This is a genomic window from Pseudomonas sp. 2hn (assembly GCF_019646095.1).
In the GTDB taxonomy this organism is placed as follows: domain Bacteria; phylum Pseudomonadota; class Gammaproteobacteria; order Pseudomonadales; family Pseudomonadaceae; genus Aquipseudomonas; species Aquipseudomonas peradeniyensis.
Map to the genome: position 1 here is coordinate 2,820,664 of NZ_CP081016.1, position 15,559 is coordinate 2,836,222.

19 protein-coding genes and 2 pseudogenes are annotated in these 15,559 nt (G+C 65.1%); 18 read left to right on the forward strand and 3 right to left on the reverse strand.

Annotated elements, in window-relative coordinates:
- The first annotated feature begins 20 nt into the window (after nt 1–20).
- The 15 genes and pseudogenes from K2O50_RS12680 to K2O50_RS26650 form a co-directional block, all read left to right on the forward strand.
- Complete coding sequence (locus tag K2O50_RS12680) at nt 21–662, forward strand: SurA N-terminal domain-containing protein (RefSeq protein WP_050705930.1); 642 nt, start codon at nt 21–23, stop codon at nt 660–662.
- A 239-nt stretch (nt 663–901) separates the two neighbouring features.
- Nucleotides 902–1,435 carry a response regulator gene (locus tag K2O50_RS12685; protein WP_050705928.1) on the forward strand — a complete coding sequence of 178 codons (534 nt, stop codon included), beginning with the start codon at nt 902–904 and terminating at the stop codon, nt 1,433–1,435.
- 55 nt (nt 1,436–1,490) lie between these two features.
- The gene (locus K2O50_RS12690; RefSeq protein WP_050705927.1) at nt 1,491–3,242 is read left to right on the forward strand and encodes a GspE/PulE family protein; all 1,752 of its coding nucleotides are present in this window, start codon (nt 1,491–1,493) and stop codon (nt 3,240–3,242) included.
- Nucleotides 3,223–4,005, forward strand: a complete 783-nt coding sequence (locus K2O50_RS12695) for a hypothetical protein (protein WP_050705926.1) — start codon at nt 3,223–3,225, stop codon at nt 4,003–4,005. The genes K2O50_RS12690 and K2O50_RS12695 overlap by 20 nt, the downstream gene beginning before the upstream one ends.
- A gap of 1 nt (nt 4,006) precedes the next feature.
- Nucleotides 4,007–4,549 carry a PilN domain-containing protein gene (locus K2O50_RS12700; protein ID WP_050705925.1) on the forward strand — a complete coding sequence of 181 codons (543 nt, stop codon included), beginning with the start codon at nt 4,007–4,009 and terminating at the stop codon, nt 4,547–4,549.
- Nucleotides 4,536–5,087 carry a type 4a pilus biogenesis protein PilO gene (gene pilO / locus K2O50_RS12705; protein WP_050705924.1) on the forward strand — a complete coding sequence of 184 codons (552 nt, stop codon included), beginning with the start codon at nt 4,536–4,538 and terminating at the stop codon, nt 5,085–5,087. Before K2O50_RS12700 ends, pilO begins: the two co-directional genes overlap by 14 nt.
- Nucleotides 5,087–5,590, forward strand: coding sequence for a hypothetical protein (locus tag K2O50_RS12710; RefSeq protein WP_050705923.1), 504 nt, complete (start codon nt 5,087–5,089; stop codon nt 5,588–5,590). Before pilO ends, K2O50_RS12710 begins: the two co-directional genes overlap by 1 nt.
- Nucleotides 5,587–7,464, forward strand: a complete 1,878-nt coding sequence (locus tag K2O50_RS12715; RefSeq protein ID WP_050705922.1) for a secretin N-terminal domain-containing protein — start codon at nt 5,587–5,589, stop codon at nt 7,462–7,464. The genes K2O50_RS12710 and K2O50_RS12715 overlap by 4 nt, the downstream gene beginning before the upstream one ends.
- A complete protein-coding gene (locus K2O50_RS12720) occupies nt 7,461–7,934 on the forward strand; it encodes a type II secretion system protein (protein WP_050705921.1) in 474 nt (157 codons plus the stop codon). The genes K2O50_RS12715 and K2O50_RS12720 overlap by 4 nt, the downstream gene beginning before the upstream one ends.
- Nucleotides 7,935–7,939: 5 nt before the next feature.
- Complete coding sequence (locus K2O50_RS12725) at nt 7,940–8,314, forward strand: type II secretion system protein (RefSeq protein WP_050705920.1); 375 nt, start codon at nt 7,940–7,942, stop codon at nt 8,312–8,314.
- Nucleotides 8,289–8,810, forward strand: coding sequence for a type II secretion system protein (locus tag K2O50_RS12730; RefSeq protein WP_050705919.1), 522 nt, complete (start codon nt 8,289–8,291; stop codon nt 8,808–8,810). Before K2O50_RS12725 ends, K2O50_RS12730 begins: the two co-directional genes overlap by 26 nt.
- Complete coding sequence (gene csgE, locus K2O50_RS12735; RefSeq protein ID WP_050705918.1) at nt 8,807–9,208, forward strand: curli production assembly/transport protein CsgE; 402 nt, start codon at nt 8,807–8,809, stop codon at nt 9,206–9,208. Before K2O50_RS12730 ends, csgE begins: the two co-directional genes overlap by 4 nt.
- A complete protein-coding gene (locus tag K2O50_RS12740; RefSeq protein WP_050705917.1) occupies nt 9,205–9,624 on the forward strand; it encodes a curli assembly protein CsgF in 420 nt (139 codons plus the stop codon). The genes csgE and K2O50_RS12740 overlap by 4 nt, the downstream gene beginning before the upstream one ends.
- Before the next feature lie 32 nt (nt 9,625–9,656).
- Entirely contained in the window at nt 9,657–10,508 is an 852-nt protein-coding gene (locus K2O50_RS12745) for a CsgG/HfaB family protein (RefSeq protein WP_186735546.1), read from the forward strand.
- Between the two features lie 272 nt (nt 10,509–10,780).
- A pseudogene (locus K2O50_RS26650) lies at nt 10,781–10,966 on the forward strand (RHS repeat-associated core domain-containing protein); the annotation flags it as partial.
- A gap of 549 nt (nt 10,967–11,515) precedes the next feature.
- Here the strand turns inward: K2O50_RS26650 and K2O50_RS12750 are convergent.
- Nucleotides 11,516–11,704, reverse strand: a complete 189-nt coding sequence (locus K2O50_RS12750; protein WP_256205988.1) for a helix-turn-helix domain-containing protein — start codon at nt 11,702–11,704, stop codon at nt 11,516–11,518.
- Between the two features lie 329 nt (nt 11,705–12,033).
- Here K2O50_RS12750 and K2O50_RS12755 point away from each other — a divergent pair, with 329 nt between their 5' ends.
- Together K2O50_RS12755 and K2O50_RS26910 are read left to right on the forward strand one after the other, a co-directional pair.
- Nucleotides 12,034–12,960: an RHS repeat-associated core domain-containing protein gene (locus K2O50_RS12755; RefSeq protein ID WP_082337736.1), complete on the forward strand. Its 927-nt coding sequence runs from the start codon at nt 12,034–12,036 to the stop codon at nt 12,958–12,960.
- Nucleotides 12,961–12,992: 32 nt separating this feature from the next.
- Nucleotides 12,993–13,102, forward strand: a pseudogene (locus K2O50_RS26910) (curli production assembly/transport protein CsgG); the annotation flags it as partial.
- A gap of 146 nt (nt 13,103–13,248) precedes the next feature.
- Here K2O50_RS26910 and K2O50_RS12760 read toward each other — a convergent pair.
- Complete coding sequence (locus tag K2O50_RS12760) at nt 13,249–13,662, reverse strand: helix-turn-helix domain-containing protein (RefSeq protein ID WP_050705640.1); 414 nt, start codon at nt 13,660–13,662, stop codon at nt 13,249–13,251.
- Nucleotides 13,663–13,789: 127 nt separating this feature from the next.
- On the opposite strand from K2O50_RS12760, the gene K2O50_RS12765 reads away from it, so the two are divergent.
- Complete coding sequence (locus K2O50_RS12765; protein ID WP_050705641.1) at nt 13,790–14,344, forward strand: ester cyclase; 555 nt, start codon at nt 13,790–13,792, stop codon at nt 14,342–14,344.
- Nucleotides 14,345–14,479: 135 nt separating this feature from the next.
- Here K2O50_RS12765 and K2O50_RS12770 read toward each other — a convergent pair whose 3' ends face one another.
- A complete protein-coding gene (locus tag K2O50_RS12770) occupies nt 14,480–15,454 on the reverse strand; it encodes a polysaccharide deacetylase family protein (RefSeq protein ID WP_050705642.1) in 975 nt (324 codons plus the stop codon).
- Between the last annotated feature and the right edge of the window lie 105 nt (nt 15,455–15,559).

Consider the following 15,559-nt stretch of genomic DNA (forward strand, 5'->3'; position numbering starts at 1 on the left):
CCTTTCAGGAGTGGATGACCATGCGCGTACTGATTGCCTGCCTGCTGTCGCTGCTTGCCCTGGCAAGCCACGCCGACACACCGGTGGCTCGGGTCAATGGCGTGGACATCGGCGCGCTGCGCCTGGAGCGCTATTTCAGCGAATACCTCCAGGCCCAGGGGCGGGCGGTGGCGAGCATCCGCAACCCCAACCTGTACCAGCGCCTGCGCGAGCAGGCCCTGGACGAGCTGATCGACAAGGAACTGCTGTGGCAGGAGGCCCAGCGCCAGGGTGTCGAGATCAGCGAGGCGCAGTTGACGGCGCGGGTCGGCGAGGTGGAGGCGGCCTTCGGAAGCCCCGCGGTGTTCGAGCGCCGCCTTGGGGAGGCGGGCTTCGATCGGCGCAGCTTCGCTGACTACACTCGTCAGGAGATGGCCGCCCAGCAAGTCTACGCCCGTCTGACGGCGGTGGCCGAGCCCAGCGAAGCCGAGGTCGCGGCCTTCCATCAGGCCAATCGGCAAAGACTGCAAGGGATGCAGAACCAAAGTGATAATACTTCTGTCTTACCTGAATACGGCCTGCGCCTGGCCAGGGCTGCGCTCGTCGCGCAATTGCAGGCCCAGGCGCGGCAAGCAGTGCGCCAACGTTTGCGTGATTCCGCTACAGTGGAGCGCGCCGATTGAAGCGGCGCCGGGGCGTTTCCCCACTGTTGGGGAATGCCCCAAAGGCAAAGTGCCATCAGCTTCCCCGGTTGTGGGGGACGGCTTGCCAGCACGGCCTGAAGTGGATTGAAAGCAACAACGATATCAATGACTTGGAAGCGGTGCGCAATGACTTTTCATGCCTGGCACGAAGCCTGCTCAAGCCTCTACAAGGCCGCACTTCGCAGACCGGGAAACCGGGCAGTTCATGGGAGTGGACCTTGGTGAACAGAGTATTGGTAGTCGATGACGAACAGACCCTTGCGCAGAACCTGCAAGCGTATCTGCAGGCGCAAGGCCTGGAGGTCCATCTCGCCCATGACGGTGCCAGCGGCATCGATCAGGCCGAGAGCCTGGCACCGGACGTGATCGTGCTGGATTACCGCTTGCCCGACATGGAGGGGTTTCAGGTCCTGGAGACCGTGCGCAGGAACAGGTCGTGTCATTTCGTGCTGATCACCGCCCACCCGACCGCCGAGGTCCGTGAGCGCGCCGCCGAGCTGGGTGTGACCCATGTCCTGTTCAAGCCGTTCCCGCTGATGGAACTGGCCCGCGCCGTCTTCGACCTGATGGGTATCGAGCGCCAGCGCAGGAGCACCGACCAGCCGGCCGCGGGGTTCGTCGAACGACGCCAGAACAGGAACGAGTCGTTCCCCTTGCAGTTGTACGATGGCAGCTGGGTCCTGGCCGACCGCCGACGCATCGGCGCCAAGCCAGGCGAACCTGACGACGGACAACTGCTCACCGGGGAATAGCGGCGCCCAAGGTCCCCCCAGCCTGCGGCGCCGCCCCTGAGCGGAGTCGCAGGCCATGTCCCAGGCATTCGATGCAGATCCACTGGAGCAATCGCGGGGCAAGCCCGCTCCCACGCAACTGGCTACGGACTCGTGGGAGCGGGCTTGCCCCGCGATTGCTGGCTACCCCCGCGATCTCCTGACCCAGGCCCGCCAGCAAGCCGGCGAAGAGCGCCTGCTGGCCTGCCTGGAGCGCCTCTGCAGCGACACGCCCGCCACCTTCACCCAGCGCCTGGCCGCCACCCTGCATTACCCGGCCCTCGCCACCCAGACCCTGTTCGCCTGCACCCCGGCCTTCGACCAAGTCAGCCTGGCGCAATGCCTGAAGCGCGAATTTGCCCTGGTCGAGCACGATGGCGAGCGGGTCGGCGTGTTCGCCGACCCCTTCGACAGTGCCCGACTGGCCTGGATCGACGACTGCCTGCAGGGCGCGCCGCTGTACCTGGTTCACGCCGCCGACCTGGCCGCGTTCCTGGCCCGCCACGAAGAGAGCTTCCACGCCGTCGATGCCCTCGGCCACGACAGTGAGGCCGGCGGCGAGGTCGACCCATTGCAGCGTCTGTCGCTGACCAGCATCAGCGAAGACCAGAGCCGGGTGGTCAAGCTGGTCAACTCGACCCTGTACGACGCCCTCAAGCTGCACGCCAGCGACATCCACCTGGGCATGACCGGCCAGGGCCTGACCATCAAGTACCGCATCGATGGTGTGCTCAACGGCGCCGGCAAGGCCAGCGGCAGCGCCTTCGCCGAACAGGTGATCTCGCGCATCAAGGTCATGGCCGAACTGGACATCGGCGAGAAGCGCGTGCCCCAGGACGGGCGCTTCAAGGTGGCCATCGGCGAGCGGCAGATCGACTTTCGCGTCTCGATCATGCCGAGCATCTTCGGTGAGGATGCGGTGCTGCGGGTGCTGGACAAGCAGGACCTGTCCGACCAGGTCAGCGGCGTGCAGCTGCAGGCGCTGGGTTTCGAAGAGCACACCCTGCGCGCCCTGCGCCGCCTGGCCAGCGAGCCCTACGGCATGATCCTGGTCACCGGGCCCACCGGCAGCGGCAAGACCACCACGCTGTACGCCATGCTCAGCGAGATCAACCACGGCGTCGACAAGATCATCACCATCGAGGATCCGGTCGAGTACCAGCTGCCCGGCGTGCTGCAGATCCCGGTCAACGAGAAGAAGGGCCTGACCTTCGCCCGCGGCCTGCGTTCGATCCTGCGCCACGACCCGGACAAGATCCTGGTCGGCGAGATCCGTGACCCGGACACCGCGCAGATCGCCGTGCAGTCGGCGCTGACCGGGCACCTGGTGTTCACCACCATCCACGCCAACAACGTGTTCGACGTGATCGGCCGCTTCAGCCAGATGCAGGTCGACCCCTACAGCTTCGTCTCGGCGCTCAACGCCGTGCTGGCCCAGCGTCTGGTGCGCCTGGCCTGCCCGCATTGCGCGGTGCCCTGCGAGCCTGACGACGAACTGCTGGCCGCCTCGGGCCTGGCCCGTGACGCGGTGGCCGGCTGGCGCTTCGTGCGCGCCCAGGGTTGCGGCCAGTGCCGTGGCAGTGGCTACCGCGGGCGCAACGCCATTGCCGAACTGCTGCACCTGGACGACGACCTGCGGCAGATGATCGTCGAACGCCGCCCGCTCGCGCAGATCAAGCAGCTTGCCTGCCAGCGCGGCCTGCGCCTGCTGCGCGCCTCGGCCCTGGACCTGGTTCGCGACGGCCGCACCACACTCGAGGAGATCAACCGTGTCACATTTATCGCCTGATCGGTATTGCGCCGTGCTCGGCGCCGAGGGTGTCGGCCTGGGTCGCTGGCACGGTCATCAACACCAGTGGCTGGGCAGCCGCGCCTTCAACTGCGAAGCCGCTCAGCCGGCCTGGGCCCCGGCCCTGGAGGCCCTGGCCGGCCTACTCGGCGAGCACCCGGCACGCGGCGCGCAACTGCGGGTGCTGCTCTCGGCCCGCTACAGCCGCTTCTGCCTGGTGCCCTGGAGCGACGCCATCGGCACCCCGGGCGAACTGGACAGCTACGCCCGGGCCTGCTTCGAGCATCTCTACGGGCAGACCCTGGATGACTGGCGCATCGTGCTGTCGCCGGAGCCGGCGGGCGCCGCGCGCATCGCCACCGCGCTGCCCGAGGCGCTGCTCCAGGGCCTGCAGGCCCTGGGCCGGGAAAGCCGACTGAGCCTGCGCTCGGTGCAGCCGTACCTGATGGCCGCCTACAACCGCTGCTCGGCGCAACTGACCCAGGGCGACTTCCTCTTCGTGCTCGCCGAGCCACGCCGCAGCGTGCTGCTGCTGGCCGCCGGCGGCGCCTGGCAGCAGGTGCTGGCCCAGGGCTGCGCCGACAGCGACCAGGCCCTGCAGGCGCTGATCGAGCGCACCTGCGAGCTGTACGGCGAGCAACTGCCGCGGGTGTACCTGCATGCGCCGGGACGTACCGCCGCCTCGCAGCTGGCGGCGGTGCAGCTGTGCGCGGCGAGCGCCGAGGCCGATCCGCTGTGCGCCATGTGGCGGGCGGTGGCCTGACATGCGCCGCCTCGACCTGGAATTCCAGCCCCGCCACAGCAGCCCCCTGGCCTGGTCGCTGCTGGCCTTGGGTGGTGCCGTGCTGGCGGTGCTGGTGCTGGCCCAGCAGCAACTGGTGAGCGAGCAGGTGGACCTCGAAGGCCGCGTGCATCAGCTCGAACTCAAGCTCGGCCGGCGCCCGGCCACTGCCGCCGTGCAGAGCAGCGCGGTGATCCGCGAGCAGGCCGAGCGCCTGGCCCAGATGCGCAGCGTCTCGCAGCAGCTGCAGCGGCCCTGGCAGCAACTGTTCGCCATGCTCGAGGCGATGCCCCAGGAAGACGTGGCGCTGCTCAGCCTCACCCCGGACGCGCGCAAGGGCCAGGTCCGCATCAGCGCCGAGGCGCGCAACCTCGAGGCGATGCTGCAGTACCACCAGCGCCTGGAGCGCAGCAGCGAGCTGTCCGACGTGTCGCTGCTAAACCATGAAGTGCTGGCCGGCCAGGCCGAGCATCCGGTGCGCTTCAACCTCACCGCCACCTGGGAGACCGGCCATGCGCGTCCCTAGCCTGATCGTCCATGAAGCGCTGCGGCGCCTGGGCCGGGCAGGGCTGGCCGCAGTGCTGGTCGGTGCCCTGGCGCTGGCCGTCGCCCTGGCCGGGGTGCTGCCGCAGTGGCAGGTGGTGCGCGAACTGCGCGCCAGCGAGGCCGACGCCAGTGCCCAGGTGCAGCGCCTGGCGCGCGGCGAACTGAAGGTCCAGGTCCGGCCCGAGCAGCAGGCCCTGGACGAACTGCGCCAGCAGCTGCCCGGCCAGCCCCAGGCCAGCGAGCTGATCGAGCGCCTGTACCACCTGGCCAGCGCCGAGCGCATCAGCCTGTCACGCGGCGAATACGCCCTGGGGGTGGACCCCAAGACCCAGCTGGCGCGCTACCAGATCGTCCTGCCGGTGCGCGGCAGCTACCCGCAGATCCGCGGCTTTCTCAAGGCGCTGCTCGGCCAGTTGCCGACCCTGGTGCTGGAAGACCTGGAGCTGCAGCGCAAGCGGATCGGTGACCGGGAACTGACCGGTCGTGTGCGCATGACCCTTTACCTGTCGAGGTCGTGATGAACACTCAGCGTGCGGTGATGTGGACCGGGTTCCTGGGGTTGAGCGCCGCGCTGGCGTGGGCGCCGGGGCACTGGTTCGGGGTGGAGGAAGAAGAGGCAGGCCCGATCGCGGGGCAAGCCCGCTCCCACGCAGCATCCACGGTCCCAGTAGGAGCGGGCTTGCCCCGCGATGAGGCTTCCAGCCCTTCACGCGACCTGTTCCCCAGCCAGCAATGGTCCCCACCCCAGGCCCTGGCCACCGTCAGCGAACAACCCGTGATCACCGCCCCGGTGGCCGCCGCGCCCACCGCCCCGACGCTGCCGTTTCGCTTCATCGGTCGCATGGGCGAGCGCGACGACCTGCAGATCTTCCTGCAGAGCGGCGACAAGCTCTACGTCGTGCGCCAGGGCGACGTGATCGATGACACCTACCGTCTGGACCATGTCTCGGCCACCGAGCTGAGCCTGGTCTACCTGCCACTGCACCAGCCACAGACCCTGTCTGTCGGGAGCGCACCATGAAATCGTCGAAGTTGTGCAAGCCTGCGCCGTTCATGCTCCTGGCCCTGTGCGTGGCCATCGGCGGATGCGGTTCGAGCGCCGCGCGCAAGGACAGCCAGGAGCTGATCAAGGAAGGCCAGTACGAGGCCGGGATCGCCCGCCTGGAAGAGGCCCTGCGCGAGGACCCGCGCGACACCGAACTGAACATCGCCCTGGCCCACGGCCGCCAGGCCGCGGTCGAGGCGCTGCTGACCCAGGCCGACAGCGACCGCGTGCGCCACGACTTCGCCGGCGCGCGCATGGGCTACGGCCGGGTGCTGACCATCGAGGCGAACAACCGCCGCGCCCTGGAAGGCATCCGCCAGCTGGAACTGATCCGCACCCTCGATGATCGCGTCGCCCTCGGCCAGGCGGCGTTGCGCCAGGGCGACCTGTTCGGCGCCGAACGCTACATGCGCGAGGTGTTGCGCCTGGATCCGCAGAACCAGAAGGGCCAGACCCTGCGCAGCGACATCGAGAACGTCCAGGCGCGCACCGCCACGCCGTACCCACAATTGCGCAGCAAGCTGGAGCGGCCGGTGACCCTGGAGTTTCGTGATGCCGACCTGAAGACCATCTTCGAGGTGCTGGCCCAGGTCGCCGGGATCAACTTCATCTTCGACAAGGACCTGCGCCCGGACATGAAGGCCACCATCTTCGTGCGCGAGGTGCGCATCGAGGACGCCGTGGCGCTGCTGCTGGAGCAGAACCAGCTGCGCCAGAAGATCGTCAACGACAACACCCTGCTGATCTACCCGGACTCGCCGCAGAAGACCAAGGACTACCAGGAACTGGTCATGCGCACCTTCTACCTGACCAGCATCGACGCCAACACCGCGCTGAACATGGTCAAGACCATGCTCAAGACCCGTGACGTGTTCGTCGACGAGCGCCTCAACACCCTGACTATGCGCGACACCCCCGACGCCGTGCGCATGGCCGAGAAGCTGCTGCAGTCCCAGGACCAGTCCAACCCCGAGGTGGTGCTGGAGGTGGAGGTTATGGAGGTGGCCACCTCGCGCATCCTCGACCTCGGCCTGCAGTGGCCCAACACCTTCGGCGTGCTGACCAGCGACGGCAAGTCGGTCAGCGTGCTCGACCAGCTGCGCGGCATCGACTCCAGCCGCATCAGCATCTCGCCGGCGCCACAGGCCAAGATCAACGCCCAGGACAAGGACATCAACACCCTGGCAAGCCCCGTGATCCGGGTCAGCAACCGCGAGCAGGCGCGCATCCACATCGGCCAGCGGGTGCCGATCATCAGCGCGACCTCGGTGCCCTCGACCCAAGGGCCGGTGATCACCGAGAGCGTCACCTACCTGGACGTCGGCCTCAAGCTCGAAGTGCAGCCCACCGTGCACCTGAACAACGAAGTGGCGATCAAGGTGGCCCTGGAAGTGAGCAACGCCACGCCCCTGGAGGCGACCCGCCAGGGCACCATCCCGGTCCAGGTCGACACCCGCAACGCCCAGACCAGCCTGCGCCTGCACGACGGCGAGACCCAGGTGCTGGCCGGGCTGGTGCGCAACGACCACAACGCCAGCGGCAACAAGATCCCGGGGCTGGGCGACATTCCCGGCCTGGGCCGGCTGTTCGGCAGCAACAAGGACGACATGAGCAAGTCCGAACTGGTGCTGGCGATCACCCCGCGCATCGTGCGCAACCTGCCGTACCAGAGCCCGTCGGACATGGAGTTCGCCACCGGCACCGAGTCGGCCCTGCAGGTGCGCCAGCTGGCCCAGCCGGTGCCGGCCAGCGCCGTGCCCACCGAGGTGCCGGGCAGCAAGTCGCAGGAGGCGCCGTTGGTGGAAGGGCAGATGGCGGTGGTGCCGGCCGGCCCGAGGCCACGGCCATGACACGCCGCCAGCAGGGCTTCAGCCTGATCGAGGTGGTGCTGACCCTGGCGCTGCTCGGGCTGCTCGCCAGCATGGCCGCGCCACTGACCGAGACCGTGGTGCGCCGGGGCAAGGAGCAGCAGCTGCGCGAGGCCCTGTACCAGATCCGTGACGCCATCGATGCCTACAAGCGCGCCTTCGACGCCGGCTACATCGAGAAGCGCCTGAACGGCAGCGGCTATCCGCCGAACCTGCAGGTGCTGGTGGACGGCGTGCGCGATGTGCGCAGCGCCAAGGGCGCGAAGTTCTACTTCCTGCGGCGCATCCCCCACGACCCGCTGCGCGCCGCCAAGGCCGACGACCAGGGTGGTTGGGGCCTGCGCGCCTACGACAGCGCGGCCGAAAGCCCGCGCGAGGGCGAGGACGTGTTCGATGTCTATTCCACGGCCGCCGGCAAGGGCCTCAACAACGTCCCCTACGGGCAATGGTGACGGCGATGAAAGCGAGCAAGGGCTTCACCCTCATCGAGCTGCTGGTGGTGATGGCGATCATCGCCACCCTGATGACCATCGCCATGCCGCGCTACTTCAACAGCCTGGAGGCCTCCCGCGAGGCCACCCTGCGCCAGAGCCTGGCGGTGCTGCGCGAGGCCCTGGATCACTACTACGGCGACACCGGGCACTACCCCGATTCCCTCGACCAGCTGGTAGAGCAGCGCTACCTGCGCAACACCCCGGTCGACCCGATCACCGAACGCCGGGATGCCTGGCAGCTGGTGCCACCGCCCGAGGGCGTGGCCGGTGGGGTGGCGGATATAAAAAGCGGAGCCAGCGGGAGGGCGCGTGATGGCAGCCTCTATGCCGAATGGTGAAACCGGCTTCACCTACCTGGGCGTGCTGCTGCTGATCGCCGTCAGCAGTGTGGCCCTGGCGGCCACCGGCACCCTGTGGGCCACCAGCGTGCAGCGCGAGCGCGAGCGCCAGTTGCTGTGGGTGGGCGGCCAGTACGCCCAGGCCCTGCGCAGCTACTACCGCGCCTCGCCGGGCCTGGCCCAGTACCCGCAGGACTTGGGCGAGCTGGTGGAGGACAACCGTTTCCCGGCGCCGCAGCGCCACCTGCGCAGGCTTTACCCAGACCCTGTCGGCGGTGGCGAGGAGTGGGGCCTGCTGCGCGCGATCGATGGCCGCATCACCGGGGTGTACAGCCGCTCCGAGGCCACGCCGCTCAAACGCAGTGGCTTCGACGCCCAGTGGAGCGCATTCGAAGGGCTGGAGCACTACAGCGACTGGCAGTTCGTCGCCGAGCAGGCCTTTGTCGAGAGCGCCGGCGGCGCTCGTCAGCACGCAGGCCCGGGAGAGGCGCTATGAAACGCCTGGCCACGTTGCTGTGCCTGTGCCTGTGCCTGGCGCTGCTGCAGGGCCAGGCCCGGGCGGGTGCCGAGGACGAGATGATGGGTTTTATCGTCGACAACACCATCTCGCACATCGGCCACGACTTCTATCACGCCTTCAGCGACCGGCTGCGCGCCACCAGCCGCCTCGACTTCAACCTGGTGGTGCGCGAGCGCCCGGATGCCCGCTGGGGCAGCCTGGTGACGGTGGAGTACGAGCGCGAGGTGCTGTACCGGCGTTTCCTGCCGCCCAACACCACGCAACTCAACGACGAGGCCATCGCGGCCGCCGACCTGGTCAGGCAGCAGATCGTCCAGCGCAAGCTGCAACGACTGCTGCAGGACACAACTGATCTTGAGAGGGACGAGCTATGAGCACCCACCTTGCGCGACGCATCGCCGCCTGCCTGCTGGCCGCCGGCCTCGGTGGCCAGGCCCTGGCCACGGAGCTGGTGTACACCCCGGTCAACCCGTCCTTCGGCGGCAACCCGATCAATGGCACCTGGCTGCTGAACAACGCCCAGGCGCAGAACGACTACGACGATCCCGACCTCAAGGACCGCAGCTCGGCGTTCGCCGGCACCTCGGCCCTGGAGCGCTTCAGCAACCAGCTCGAGTCGCGCCTGCTCGGGCAGCTGCTGGACAACATCAGCAACGGCAACACCGGCAGCATGTCCACCGACGCCTTCCTGATCGACGTCATCGACGACTCGGGGGCGCTGAGCATCAAGGTCACCGACCGGGCCACCGGGGAAGTCTCGATCATTGAGGTCAGCGGCCTGAACCCCTGAGAGGGACGGGTCTTTACTGGGGAGAGAACGCCATGAAACGCCTGCTGAGCACACTGCTGGTCCTCGCCGCCCTGGGTAGCCTGCCAGGCTGCGGCCTGCGCGAGCCGATGCCCGCCGAACAGGACCCTGAGACCCCGACGCTGACGCCGCGGGCCTCGACCTACTACGACCTGGTCAACATGCCCCGGCCGCGCGGCCGGTTGATGGCGGTGGTGTACGGCTTCCGCGACCAGACCGGGCAATACAAGCCGACCCCGGCCAGTTCGTTTTCCACCAGCGTCACCCAGGGGGCGGCGAGCATGCTGATGGACGCGCTCAACGCCAGCGGCTGGTTCGTGGTGCTGGAGCGCGAGGGCCTGCAGAACCTGCTGACCGAGCGCAAGATCATCCGCGCCTCGCAGAAAAAGCCCGACGTCGCTGAAAACATCCAGGGCGAGCTGCCGCCGCTGCAGGCGGCCAACCTGATGCTCGAGGGCGGCATCATCGCCTACGACACCAATGTGCGCAGCGGCGGCGAGGGTGCCCGCTACCTGGGCATCGGCCTGTCCCGCGAGTACCGGGTCGACCAGGTCACGGTCAACCTGCGGGCGGTGGATGTGCGCACCGGCCAGGTGCTGGCCAACGTGATGACCAGCAAGACCATCTACTCGGTCGGGCAGAACGCCGGGGTGTTCAAGTTCATCGAGTTCAAGAAGCTGCTCGAGGCCGAGGTGGGCTACACCACCAACGAGCCGGCGCAGCTGTGCGTGCTGTCGGCCATCGAAGCCGCGGTGGGCCACCTGCTGGCCCAGGGGATCGAGCGGCGGTTGTGGCAGGTGGCGGGGGATGGGGCGGGGGACAAGGCGGTGCTGGACAAGTACCTGAGTCAGTATCAGCAGCCGTAAGTCGCAGTTACGCGCTTCTCTGTAGGAGCGGCTTTGCCGAGGCGTCGGACCGGCCGGAAATGGCCGCACAGCGGCCCCGGCGATCTTTGATCGACACTGAGATCCTGAAATTTCTGCGCCGCCGTTTCGCGGCACAAGGCCCCACAAGGGGAGGACGGACACTTGGCAGATTTGCCAGTTGCGGTCTGCTGATCCACAGGTGATTGTGCAGTGACGTCGCAGGGAGGTGCGTCATGACCGTTACAACCCGAATTGTGCAAGTCGATACGCGGTTCAACGGACAGCTTCGTGAGGCGATGGGTAGCCACTATCTGTTGGGTAATGGTTATCGGGCCTATATTCGACATTGATGAGATTCAGCTCTCCAGATAGCCTCAGCCCCTTTGGGGTCGGGGGGGAATTCCTATGCCTATTGTGAGGGTAATCCAGTTTGCCAGAGTGATCCAGCGGGGCACGTATTATTGTCAGTTAATTTTAAGGGCCTTATTCTATCTGCTTCTTCCGCAGTTCCCTCTACTATTCAAACTGCGAAGGTTATGCGTGGGCGTAAACCGGGCGAGGGAGTGCACCTAAGGTCGGCGGTGTCTGAAAGGTATAATTCGAAGGGTATTGGCCAGGATATGACCTCATCTGGAGTTTCGGCAAATGTGTTGCCGCAACAAACTGCAAGTCAGTCTGGGATTAAAGTAGCGGAGCCACCTAGGAGCGAAATGTTGGGTTCTTACAAAGTGATCAATGAAGAAGCATTATTTATAACGTCTGTAGTTGAAGAGCGAATAGAGTTTTACCCATCGTCCGGGCTCCCTGAAGGTAAGCTTCCGACGGGCAGGTATAGGGAATTTGCTTAGCTTGTTGTTGGTGCTGTTCGATGGGGGCGAAAGTAAGAAGCCAGATGCGCTATTGTTTTGAGGGAGAGCGCGGAGCAACTAAGCTGCAACATAAGGCTTAAGGAAATGTGTGGATTCTAATGGTCATTTCTGGACGAAGGTCCAATCCTACCGGTCGTCCTAGCATCGCCGCGCTTTCTCAATCGCCGGCATGTTCGACTCCGCCCAATGCGCCAGTTGTTCCACCGTGCCACCCAGTGTCGCGCCCAGTTCGGTCAGGGCGTATTCGACGGTGGGCGGCACGGCCGGGTGTACCTGGCGTTCCACCCGGCCGTCGCGCTCGAGCTTCTTCAGGGGCTGCGACAGCACCTTCTGCTAGACACCGGCGATTTCACGGCGCCGCTGTGCGTGCTGTCGGCCATGCTTCAACGCAGAATGGGCGAGTGCAAATACATTTCGTATAGGGTCTAGGAGGCTGAAGCAGTTGTATAACCTGAAAGCACGCCGACGTCCCCCAAGACAATATAATTGCTTGGGTAGCGCAGATGCAAAATATGACAACTAGCAATTATGTCAGTGGTAGGTTTGACGCTTGTCTGTAATGGTTGGCGTAGGGCGACGTTGTCGATACGATTTACTGATGCGCTAGTGTTGAGTGTGAGCAGGTTTGCTGCTGACACTACGTGGCGCGTTTGGTAATGAAAACGGTGGCAGAATGTAGTGTTAAAGATTTTTCGTCCGGTAACAGTGTGAAAGGAGGGTGGATGGTTTTGTTGAGCGTGGATAAGTCGCAAACAGTACTCGGTAGGATGAATTCGCACCATTCGCTTCAGGCCTCCACCTACACAGTGTATGGCCATTGCCAAAAGGGGGATGGGTTACTCGGATTCAATGGTGAGAAAGTAGATCGCTTGATCAAAAATTACATGCTGGGTAATGGTTATAGGATGTTCTGTGTGAACTTGATGCGTTTCAATTCGCCGGATGACATCAGTCCGTTCGATTCGGGTGGTTTGAATGCATATAGTTACTGTATGGGAGACCCGGTAAATCTAACAGACGCGAGCGGGCACGCCCCCAAGCGGTCCTCGTCAACGAGTTTTAACTTTGATAGGTATAGGCAGGCTGTTATGGGTACCTACAAAGTGACAGGTGTACCTAGAACAAGATCCAACTCATTACCTTCGCTAACTGATCGCCCAGCCCAAGGCCATACACCAAAGGGCTGGGATTTGATTGGATTTCATGCTAGTTCGATAGAGAATGGTGCCAGCCTGAAATTGGGCCTGGATCCGAAATTCATCGGGAGTAATTTGGGTGGTGAGCCAGATTTTGGTCAGGGTTTTTATCTTGCGGTGATGAAATATCTGACTGGATTTGTTGGTGCTTATATTCGGGATGTTAAGGGTAAGACGCCTGGTTTGTATGGTGTGTATGTCGAAAATATGGCGCGCCTTAAACAGGGGAGAGACTTTAATTTTGGCCAGCTTCCCGAATACCCTTCTCATCGTAGAGAGATGGAAGTTGTTATAAGGGAACCTGCATATCCTTTAATAGCGGTCCGATCTCTGAGAGAAGGTGACACGCAAGTCGTCTTGCCTAGATCTAAAGAAGCCCCTTTTTGAGCCATCCATCTAATCGACTGATGGGGGATGCCAAGGCTGAGGTGCGCCACCTGTTGGTCCAGGGAATCGAGCGGCGGTTGTGGCAGGTGGCGGGGACAAGGCGATGCTGGACAAGTACCTGAGTCAGTATCAGCAGCCGTGAGTCGAGGTTACGCGCTTCTCTGTAGGAGCAGCCTTGCCGAGGCGTCGGACCGGCCGGAAAGGGCCGCATAGCGGCCCCGGGATTTCCGCATTGATGCAAAGATCGCCGGGGCTGCTTTGCAGCCCTTTCGCGACACAAGGCCGCTCCTACAGGGAAAGTGCATTGTAGGGGGATCCTGGGTCCGGCCTCTTATCGTAGCGTTGCCGAGCCTGAACAATCGCCGGTATGTTCGACTCCGCCCAATGCGCCAGTTGTTCCACCGTGCCACCCAGTGTCGCGCCCAGTTCGGTCAGGGCGTATTCGACGGTGGGCGGCACGGTCGGGTGTACCTGGCGTTCCACCAGGCCGTCGCGCTCGAGCTTCTTCAGGGTCTGCGACAGCACCTTCTGCGAGACACCGGCGATATCCCGGCGTAGCTGGTTGAAGCGCACCCGTTCGCCGGTGCTGAGGCGGTCGATGAGCAGCAGCACCCATTTGTCGGCCAGGCGGTCGAGCACCAGGCGTGCCGGGCAGTTCGGGGCGAAGACGTCGTAGGCCGGGCATTCGCGGTAGTGGGCCATGGGTTACTCCAAGGTAATCTGGTGAGTGAAAAGTGCCTTCTTGAGCGCTTCGTCGGGGCTGGTTAGGCTGTTGTCCATGGTTCGCGGCCGCGCCATGCCCCTTGTAAACGCACTGAAGGAAATCAGGATGAACACCGAAACCAAGGCTTCGGCGCTGCGTGCCGCCCGCTGGATCTCCACGTTGCTGCTGACTGCGGCGGCCAATCTGGGCAACGCCAGCGAGCTGGTGACGCCGGTCACGCTGGTGGTCGATCAGAGCCTGCCCGCGGCCCAGGCGCAGCAGCAGATCCTCGCCGCCCGCCGCTACGACACCTTCTGGAACACCGGCGACGAGGCCATGGCCCGCGCCGCGCTGGCCGCCGACTTTCGCGACAACACTCTGCCGCCGGGGCGGCCACAGGGCGTCGAAGGGCCGCTGAAGGCTTCCCGGGCATTCCGCGCGGCGGTGCCGGACCTGCGCTGCGAGGTGCTGCAGATGATCGTCGCCGGCGACCGGGTCACCGCGGCGCTGCGCTTTACCGGCCATTTCACCGGCACGCTGGGCGAGCACCAGGGTCAGGGCCAGGCCATCGACTTCATCGCCATGGACATCTATCGCATCGCCGATGGCCGGATCGCCGAGGACTGGCATCTGGAGGACAACCTGGCGTTCATGCGCCAGGCGGGCCTGGTGGGGCTGTAGGAGCGGCCTTGTGCCGCGAAAGGGCCGCAGAGCGGCCCCTGGATTTCAGCTTTAATGCAAAGGTCGCCGGGGCTGCCTTGCAGCCCTTTCGCGGCACAAGGCCGCTCCTACAGGTTGGGCCTGGCCGGCCTGCAATCAGCCGAACACCTGCGGCGGATTGACCGGCGCATCGCCCTGGGCCAGGGTCCAGCGGGCGATCTCATCCTTGCGCATGAACGCCACCCCTGCATGGCTGCGGGCATAGGCGAAGAACTGGTCCAGCGCCCGCACCACGGTGGGTGTGCCGCCGATGCGGTCATGGGCCGACAGCGACATCAGCCGACGGCGTTGGCGGCCTTCGGCGTACAGTACGTCGAACTCGTCCTTGAGCTCCTGCAGCAAGGCCGCGCCAGTCATCGCCGTGGACCCGGCGATGCGGCCGATGTCGTTGTTACGCAGGGTGTAGGGCACCACGGCGAACGGCTTGCCGCGCACCGGGGTGATCGAGGGCTCGTCACGGGCCAGGTCGTCGATGTGGTAGAGGAAGCCCAGGTCCTGGAGGATATTCAGGGTCTCGCGGGAGTGGCGCATCCAGAACGCGTTGAAGCCCAGCGGACGTTGCCCGGTGACGCGCTCGATGATGGCGCTGGCCTGCTGGTACTGGCGGCGCTCTTCGGCGGGCGTCAAGCTGTACTGGGGCGCCCAGTGCAGGCCGTGCCCGGCGGCCTCGTGACCGCGCCGGGCCACCTCGGCCGCCAGCTCCGGGTAGGCTTCCACGGCCTTGCCGACCATGTGCGAGGTGACCTTGATGCCGTGCCGGTCGAACAGCGCGAGCAGGCGCGGCACGCCTTCCAGCGGGCCGTAGCGGTACCAGCTGGGGGCGATGGTGTCGGGGTAGCGTGGGTCCAGTGGAGGGAAAGGGCTTTCGGCATGCTCCGGCTGCCCACCTGATTCGAACTGCAACGACACCGAGATCACCAGTTGCGCGCCGTTGGGCCAGAACGCCTTGCCAGCGCCGTTGCCGGGCGTCGCCCCGTTGCTGCTGCCGGGTTCGCTCGCCAGTGCCGCGCCCGCCGCCACGGCGATGCCGCCGGCGAGGGTGCCTTTCATGAAGTCTCTTCTGCTGGTCATCGGTTCGCTCCTGAGTGCGTGGGTTTCGATGCCGGGCAGTGTAATTAGCGATAAAATCGCTAATAATCAGCCGAAAGGCAAAATCATATTTCGGAAAAATCGAAA

Coding starts and splice junctions, on each gene's coding strand:
- pilO (WP_050705924.1), top strand. CDS start 4,536: ATGCGCGTCCCTAGCCTGATCGTCCATGAAGCGCTGCGGCGCCTGGGC.
- K2O50_RS12755 (WP_082337736.1), top strand. CDS start 12,034: ATGAAAACGGTGGCAGAATGTAGTGTTAAAGATTTTTCGTCCGGTAAC.
- K2O50_RS12700 (WP_050705925.1), top strand. CDS start 4,007: ATGCGCCGCCTCGACCTGGAATTCCAGCCCCGCCACAGCAGCCCCCTG.
- K2O50_RS12725 (WP_050705920.1), top strand. CDS start 7,940: ATGAAAGCGAGCAAGGGCTTCACCCTCATCGAGCTGCTGGTGGTGATG.
- K2O50_RS12765 (WP_050705641.1), top strand. CDS start 13,790: ATGAACACCGAAACCAAGGCTTCGGCGCTGCGTGCCGCCCGCTGGATC.
- K2O50_RS12770 (WP_050705642.1), bottom strand. CDS start 15,454: ATGACCAGCAGAAGAGACTTCATGAAAGGCACCCTCGCCGGCGGCATC.
- K2O50_RS12745 (WP_186735546.1), top strand. CDS start 9,657: ATGAAACGCCTGCTGAGCACACTGCTGGTCCTCGCCGCCCTGGGTAGC.
- K2O50_RS12710 (WP_050705923.1), top strand. CDS start 5,087: ATGAACACTCAGCGTGCGGTGATGTGGACCGGGTTCCTGGGGTTGAGC.
- K2O50_RS12760 (WP_050705640.1), bottom strand. CDS start 13,662: ATGGCCCACTACCGCGAATGCCCGGCCTACGACGTCTTCGCCCCGAAC.
- K2O50_RS12690 (WP_050705927.1), top strand. CDS start 1,491: ATGTCCCAGGCATTCGATGCAGATCCACTGGAGCAATCGCGGGGCAAG.
- K2O50_RS12720 (WP_050705921.1), top strand. CDS start 7,461: ATGACACGCCGCCAGCAGGGCTTCAGCCTGATCGAGGTGGTGCTGACC.
- K2O50_RS12730 (WP_050705919.1), top strand. CDS start 8,289: ATGGCAGCCTCTATGCCGAATGGTGAAACCGGCTTCACCTACCTGGGC.
- K2O50_RS12680 (WP_050705930.1), top strand. CDS start 21: ATGCGCGTACTGATTGCCTGCCTGCTGTCGCTGCTTGCCCTGGCAAGC.
- K2O50_RS12715 (WP_050705922.1), top strand. CDS start 5,587: ATGAAATCGTCGAAGTTGTGCAAGCCTGCGCCGTTCATGCTCCTGGCC.
- K2O50_RS12740 (WP_050705917.1), top strand. CDS start 9,205: ATGAGCACCCACCTTGCGCGACGCATCGCCGCCTGCCTGCTGGCCGCC.
- csgE (WP_050705918.1), top strand. CDS start 8,807: ATGAAACGCCTGGCCACGTTGCTGTGCCTGTGCCTGTGCCTGGCGCTG.